This is a genomic window from Kitasatospora sp. NPDC058406, from assembly GCF_042722765.1.
In the GTDB taxonomy this organism is placed as follows: Bacteria; Actinomycetota; Actinomycetes; order Streptomycetales; family Streptomycetaceae; genus Kitasatospora.
The window spans coordinates 1-6,520 of sequence record NZ_JBHXKE010000369.1; the positions used below are offsets into that span (position 1 = coordinate 1).

The 6,520-nt window shown below is 72.4% G+C and carries 5 protein-coding genes; 3 read left to right on the forward strand and 2 right to left on the reverse strand.

All coding sequences use genetic code 11. The features are described from left to right. Positions 1-44: 44 nt before the first annotated feature. On the reverse strand, positions 45-2,609 hold the full coding sequence (gene pepN / locus ACFWOG_RS38650; RefSeq protein WP_380364226.1) for an aminopeptidase N: 2,565 nt from the start codon (positions 2,607-2,609) through the stop codon (positions 45-47). A gap of 230 nt (positions 2,610-2,839) precedes the next feature. Between pepN and ACFWOG_RS38655 the strand changes: the two genes are divergently transcribed. Further along, positions 2,840-3,472 (forward strand): DsbA family protein, encoded by a 633-nt coding sequence (locus ACFWOG_RS38655; protein WP_329883936.1) that lies wholly within the window; start codon positions 2,840-2,842, stop codon positions 3,470-3,472. Between the two features lie 88 nt (positions 3,473-3,560). Here ACFWOG_RS38655 and ACFWOG_RS38660 read toward each other — a convergent pair whose 3' ends face one another. Continuing rightward, on the reverse strand, positions 3,561-4,967 hold the full coding sequence (locus ACFWOG_RS38660; protein ID WP_380364229.1) for an amino acid permease: 1,407 nt from the start codon (positions 4,965-4,967) through the stop codon (positions 3,561-3,563). A 277-nt stretch (positions 4,968-5,244) separates the two neighbouring features. On the opposite strand from ACFWOG_RS38660, the gene ACFWOG_RS38665 reads away from it, so the two are divergent. Both ACFWOG_RS38665 and ACFWOG_RS38670 read left to right on the forward strand, forming a co-directional pair. Next, positions 5,245-5,859 (forward strand): biotin transporter BioY, encoded by a 615-nt coding sequence (locus ACFWOG_RS38665; protein WP_329951465.1) that lies wholly within the window; start codon positions 5,245-5,247, stop codon positions 5,857-5,859. 135 nt (positions 5,860-5,994) lie between these two features. After that, a complete protein-coding gene (locus ACFWOG_RS38670; protein ID WP_329885115.1) occupies positions 5,995-6,486 on the forward strand; it encodes a ribose-5-phosphate isomerase in 492 nt (163 codons plus the stop codon). Positions 6,487-6,520 lie beyond the last annotated feature (34 nt).

Consider the following 6,520-nt stretch of genomic DNA (forward strand, 5'->3'; position numbering starts at 1 on the left):
GTTCAGCACGTCCGGCCCCTCGGGTGCCGGTGCGGGAGCGGCCCTCAGACCCGGTCGCAGGCCTGCGCCCGCAGCGCCCGGGCCAGGTCGTCCCGGCGCTCCAGCACCAGCCGCCGCAGCGCGGGCGCCGCGTCGGGGTGGCCGGCGAGCCAGCCGTCCGCCTCGGCCAGCGTCGCCTCGCTCACCTGGGCCTGGGGGAAGAAGCCGCCGACGATCCGCATGGCGATCTCGATGGTCCGGTCGGCCCAGATCCGCTCCAGCAGCTTGAAGTAGGGCGCCGCGTAGAGCGAGGTCAGGTCGCGGTGCCCGGGCAGCGCGAAGCCGGCGATGTTGGCCTCGACCAGGGCGTTGGGCAGCTCGTCCGAGTCGATCACGGCGGACCAGGCGGCTGCCTTGGCCTCCGGGGTCGGCCGGGCGGCCAGGCACTGGGTGTGCTGGCGCCGGCCGCTGGCGGTGTTGTCGGTGGCGAGCTCCTCGGCGAGTTCCTCGTCGGAGGCCTGGCCGGCCGCCGCGAGCGCCAGCCAGAGCGCCCAGCGCAGCTCCTGGTCGACCTCCAGCCCGTCGATCCGGGCGGTGCCGGCCAGCAGGCCGCGGACCAGGCCCAGGTGCTCGGAGCCGTTGGCGGTCTGGGCCAGGAACCGGGCCCAGGCCAGCTGGTGGTCGCTGCCGGGGGCGGCGGCGCGCAGTTCGCGGAGCGCGCCGTCGGCGAGGAGGCGGCCGCCCTCGCCGCGCCAGGCCGGGTCGGCGTACAGGTCGACGGCGCTCTTGGCCTGGCTGTGCAGCGACTGCAGGACGCCGATGTTGGCCTCCTGGCCGGCGAACCGCAGGACGAGCGCGATGTAGTCGCGGGCCGGCATCAGGGCGTCGCGGGTGAGGTTCCAGACGGCGGACCAGGCGAGCGCGCGGGCCAGGTCGTCCTCGATGTCGCCGAGGCCGGCGCGCAGCGTCTCCAGCGATTCGGCGTCGAAGCGGATCTTGCAGTACGTGAGGTCGTCGTCGTTGAGCAGGACGAGCGCGGGCCGGGCCAGGCCGGTGGCCTCGGCCACGACGGTGCGGGCCTCGGTGACGTCGAGCTCGATCCGCCGGGTGCGGACGAGGGCGCCGTCGGCGTCCCGGTCGTAGAGGCCGACCGCGATGCGGTGCGGGCGGAGCACCTCGCCGTCCTGGTGGATGGCGAGTTCGGTGATCCGGCCCTCGGCGTCGACGGTGACCTCGGGGGTGAGCGCGTTGACGCCCGCGGTCTGCAGCCAGGCGGCGGCCCAGGACTTGAGGTCGCGGCCGCTGGTCTCCTCCAGGATGTCCAGCAGGTCGCCGAGTTCGGTGTTGCCGAAGGCGTGCCGCTTGAAGTAGCGCCGGGCGCCCTCGAAGAACGCCTCCGAACCGGCGTACGCCACCAGCTGCTTGAGCACCGAGGCGCCCTTCGCGTAGGTGATGCCGTCGAAGTTGAGCTTGGCGTCCTCCAGGTCGCGGATGTCCGCGGTGATCGGGTGGGTGGTGGGGAACTGGTCCTGTCGGTAGGCCCACGCCTTGCGCTGGTTGGCGAAGGTGACCCACGCACCCGAGTAGCGGGTCCGCGCGCCGACCAGGCCGTACGAGCCCATGAAGTCGGCGAAGGACTCCTTCAGCCAGAGGTCGTCCCACCAGCGCATGGTGACCAGGTCGCCGAACCACATGTGGGCCATCTCGTGCAGGATCACGTTGGCCCGGCCCTCGTAGGCGGCGTCGGTGACCCTCGAACGGAAGACGAACTCCTCGCGGAAGGTGACGCAGCCGGGGTTCTCCATCGCGCCGATGTTGTACTCGGGGACGAAGGCCTGGTCGTACTTGCCGAAGGGGTACGGGTAGTCGAACTGCTCGTGGAAGAAGTCGAGGCCGAGCTTGGTGACGCCGAGGATCTCGTCGGCGTCGAAGGAGGGGGCGAGCGAGCGGCGGCACATCGCCGAGAGCGGGATCTCCAGCACGGTGCCGTCGGCGAGGGTGCGGCTGTAGTGGTCGCGGGCGACGTGGTACGGACCGGCGACCACGGCGGTGAGGTAGGTGGAGATCGGCCGGGTCGGCGCGAACTCCCAGGTGCGCGCGGCACCGTCCTCGGTGACGTTCTCGTGCGGCGCGTTGGACCAGACGTTCCAGGCGGCCGGCGCGGTCACGGTGAAGGTGAACGGCGCCTTCAGGTCGGGCTGCTCGAAGGTCGCGAAGACCCGGCGGGCGTCGGCCGGCTCGTAGTGGGTGTAGAGGTAGGTCTCGCCGTCGACCGGGTCGGTGAACCGGTGCAGGCCCTCGCCGGTGCGGCTGTAGGCGCAGTCGGCGTCGACGACGAGGACGTTCTCCGCGGCGAGGCCGTCGAGGTGCACCCGGGCGCCGTCGAAGGCGGTGGCGGGGTCGAGGGCGCGGCCGTTGAGGGTGACGGCGCGGACGCCTGCGGCGAGCAGGTCGAGGAAGGTCGACGCCCCCGGCTCGGTGCAGCGGAAGGCGACGGTGGTGGTGGACCGGAAGGTCGCGGCCGCGGGGTCGGTGGCCGAGGTCACGTCCAGCCGGACCCGGTACGCGTCCACGCCCAGGATGCTGGCCCGCTGCTGGGCTTCGTCGCGGCTCAGGTTCTTGCCCGGCACGGCGGTACTCCTTTGTCCGGCTCGCACGGTGGTGCGGTCTTCGGCGGTGCGGTTGGTGCGGCGCTGTGGTGTCGCGGGGGCATCCTTTCACGCCCCTCACGTCGGTACCATTGCACAACTCGGGTCGGCGGCCCGGAATCAGCGGTGTCGGGCGGGCGTTGGCGCTGGGTGGGATGCCCCGTGCGGGCCCGCACCACCGACTTCCGGATCTCTCTCGAAGGACGACAGCCGTGACGACTGCCGCTGAGCGCAAGACCGCCGACTTCTGGTTCGACCCGGCCTGTCCGTGGGCCTGGATGACGTCCCGCTGGCTGATCGAGGTGCAGCAGCTCCGCCCGGTGGACGTGAACTGGCACGTGATGAGCCTGTCCGTGCTGAACGAGCACCGCGACCTGCCGGAGAAGTACCGGGAGCTGCTGGACAACGCGTGGGGCGCGGTGCGGGTCTGCATCGCCGCCGCGCAGCAGCACGGCGACGAGGTGCTGGGCCGGCTCTACACGGAGCTGGGCACCCGTTTCCACAACCAGGGACTGCCGCAGAACCGGGAGACCGTCGAGGCGGCGCTGGTCGCGGCGGGTCTGCCGGTCGAGCTGGCGGACGCGGCGGACACCGACGCGTACGACGAGGCCCTGCGCGCCTCGCACAAGGAGGGCATCACCCTGGTCGGCGAGGACGTCGGCACCCCGGTGATCGCGGTCGAGGGCGCCGACGGCGAGCGGGTGGCGTTCTTCGGTCCGGTGGTCACCCCGATACCGCGCGGCGAGGCGGCGGCGCGGCTCTGGGACGGCACCCTGCTGGTCGCCGGCACCCCGGGCTTCTACGAGATCAAGCGGACCCGTACGGCCAGCCCGTCCTTCGAGTAGGCCGCACCCGCGTACGACGAGGGCCCGGAACCGCGTTCGCGGCGGTTCCGGGCCCTCTCCGTGTCCTGCGGCCGGGTCGGCCCCGCGGTCAGCCGCGGGCGGCGTCCCGGCGCTGCTTGAGCAGGCCCGCCCCGCTGAGCAGCGCGACCAGCACGCCGGCCGCGTACAGCTGCTGGCGGTTGCCCTCGGTGGTGGTCATCAGGGCGAGGATGCCGACCACGGCGGCCATCGCCACCCAGGTCAGGTACGGGAAGCCCCACATCTTCACGGTGAGCAGCTCGGGCGACTCGCGCTCCAGCCGGCGGCGCATCCGCAGCTGCACGAGGCAGATGAAGAGCCAGACCACCAGGATGGCGACGCCGGTGGTGTTCATCAGCCAGGTGAAGACGGTGTCCGGCCAGAACTTGGAGGCCAGTACGGCGCCGAAGCCGAACAGGCAGGAGGCGATCACGGCCAGGCGCGGCACTCCGCCGCTGACCTTGGCCAGCGCCTTCGGGCCCTGACCGCGGGCGACCAGCGAGTAGGCCATCCGGGAGGAGCCGTAGATGTTGGCGTTCATCGCGGAGAGCAGGGCGATCAGCACCACGATCTCCATGATCGTCCCGGCGCCGGGCACGCTCAGGTGTTGCAGCACGGTGACGTAGGGGCCGTTCTCGACGACCGACGGGTCCTTCCACGAGACCAGGGTCACGACCAGCGCCATCGAGCCGATGTAGAAGATCGCGATCCGCCAGACCGCGGTGCGCACCGCGTTGGCGACGTTCTTCCGGGGGGCCTCGGACTCGGCCGCCGCGATGGTGACGGTCTCCAGACCGCCGTAGGCGAAGACGGAGGCGAGCAGGCCGACGATCAGGCCGTCGATCCCGTTGGGCAGGAAGCCGCCCTGGCCGGTGAGGTTGGCGGTGCCGGGGGCGCCGGGGCCGAGCACACCGGCGATGCCGAGCCCGCCGAGCACCAGGAAGGCGAGGATCGCGGCGACCTTGACGGCGGCGAACCAGAACTCGAACTCGCCGAAGTTCTTCACCGCGGTGAGGTTGCTGGCGCAGAAGAAGACCATGAACAGGGCGACCCAGACCCAGGCGGAGACACCGGGGATCCAGCCGTTGACGATGCGCCCGGCGGCGGTGGCCTCGGCGGCGACGCCGCAGCAGAGCATCACCCAGTACATCCAGCCGGCGGTGATCCCGGCCCAGGGGCCGATCTCCTTCTCGGCGTGCACCGAGAAGGAGCCGGAGGCCGGGCGGGCGGCCGACATCTCGCCGAGCATCCGCATGATCAGCATGACCAGCAGGCCGGAGAGGACGAAGGCCAGGATGATCGCCGGCCCGGCCGCCGCGATTCCCGCGCCGGAGCCGACGAAGAGGCCGGCGCCGATGACCCCGCCGAGCGCGATCATCGAGAGGTGGCGCTGCTTGAGCCCGTGGGAGAGCTGCTGGCCGCCGGCCGGGGGAGCGGGCGTGGTCCCGGGCGCCGGGGGCGCGGAGGTACGGGCCATGGGGAAGGGATCCAGACTGTTCGACATGCGGTGCGAGTTGCCCAATATCCGGTGACAAGGCTGTCCATGCCAAGGATGCCCCGATCCGGACCAGTATGCGGACCGGATCGTGACGCAGACCTTCGCCGTCCGTCACGTTCCGTCGCTCCCGGAGGCCGGACCCGACAAGGCGGGTGGCCGGGGCTTTGTCCGGATCCCTGACGGTGCCCGGCGTGATCGACGCGTAGGTTCACAGGTGTTCACTCACCTGAACGGACGAACCGAGGAGACAAGCCCGATGGCCACCGCCAGCACCCCGACCGCCGGTACCCCCACCCTGAACCGTGCCGTCCTCGCCGATCTGCTGCCCGCCGCGGGCACCCGGCTCGGCACCCAGGCGCGCGACCTGGCCCTGGTGGCCGGCGGCGCCGCGCTCACCGGACTGGCCGCCCAGCTGTCGGTGAACGTCGCAGGCTCCCCCGTGCCGGTCACCGGCCAGACCTTCGCCGCCCTGCTGGTCGGCACCGCGCTCGGGGCCCGGCGCGGCATCGCCTCGCTCGCCCTCTACCTGCTCGCCGGCATGGCGGGCCTGCCGTGGTTCGCGCAGACCGCCTCCGGCTGGTCGATCCCCTCGCTCGGCTACCCGATCGGCTTCGTGCTGGCCGCGGGCCTCGTCGGCGCGCTGGCCCGCCGCGGCGCCGACCGCTCCCCGCTGCGCACCGCGGCGGCGATGGTCCTCGGCAGCCTCGCGATCTACGCCGTCGGCGTCCCGTACCTGGCCTTCGCACTGGACGTGTCGCTGGGCCGCGCCGCCGAGCTCGGCCTCTACCCCTACCTGGTCGGGGACGCCCTGAAGGCCGCGCTGGCGGCCGGCGCCCTCCCGCTGGCCTGGAAGCTGCTCGGCCGCCGGTAGGGGAACCGGGACGCCGGTCGGCGACCGCGTCGCCGGCGGGGAACCGACCGCCACCGGGAACCGACCTGCCGGTTCCGTCCGGCTCGTCCGGCCCCCTGCGGAGCCCGGGTCCACCCGCATGCCACACTCATGGGCATGCGCGTGTACCTGGGCTCCGACCATGCCGGATACGAACTCAAGAACCACCTCGTGGAGTGGCTGAAGGAGGCCGGCCACGAGCCGGTCGACTGCGGGCCGCACATCTACGACGCCCTTGACGACTACCCGCCGTTCTGCCTGCGCGCCGCCGAGCGCACGGCCTCCGACAAGGAGGCGCTGGGCATCGTGATCGGCGGCTCGGGCAACGGTGAGGCGATCGCCGCCAACAAGGTCAAGGGCGTCCGTGCGGCGCTGGCCTGGAGCGAGCAGACCGCCGCTCTCGGCCGCGAGCACAACAACGCCAACGTGATCTCCATCGGTGGCCGTATGCACACCCAGGAGGAGGCCACCCGGTTCGTCGAGGTCTTCCTCGGCACCCCGTACAGCGGCGACGAGCGGCACACCCGCCGGATCGACATGCTGAGCGTCTACGAGATCACCGGGGAGCTCCCGCCGATCCCGGCCCACCACCCGCAGCAGGAGGGCTGACCCCTCCCGCCCGTCCCCCCGCAACCCTCCCGGC

What these genes read in the sequence shown, in the direction of transcription:
- ACFWOG_RS38660 (WP_380364229.1), bottom strand. Translation starts at nt 4,967, where the DNA reads ATGGCCCGTACCTCCGCGCCCCCGGCGCCCGGGACCACGCCCGCTCCC.
- ACFWOG_RS38670 (WP_329885115.1), top strand. Translation starts at nt 5,995, where the DNA reads ATGCGCGTGTACCTGGGCTCCGACCATGCCGGATACGAACTCAAGAAC.
- ACFWOG_RS38665 (WP_329951465.1), top strand. Translation starts at nt 5,245, where the DNA reads ATGGCCACCGCCAGCACCCCGACCGCCGGTACCCCCACCCTGAACCGT.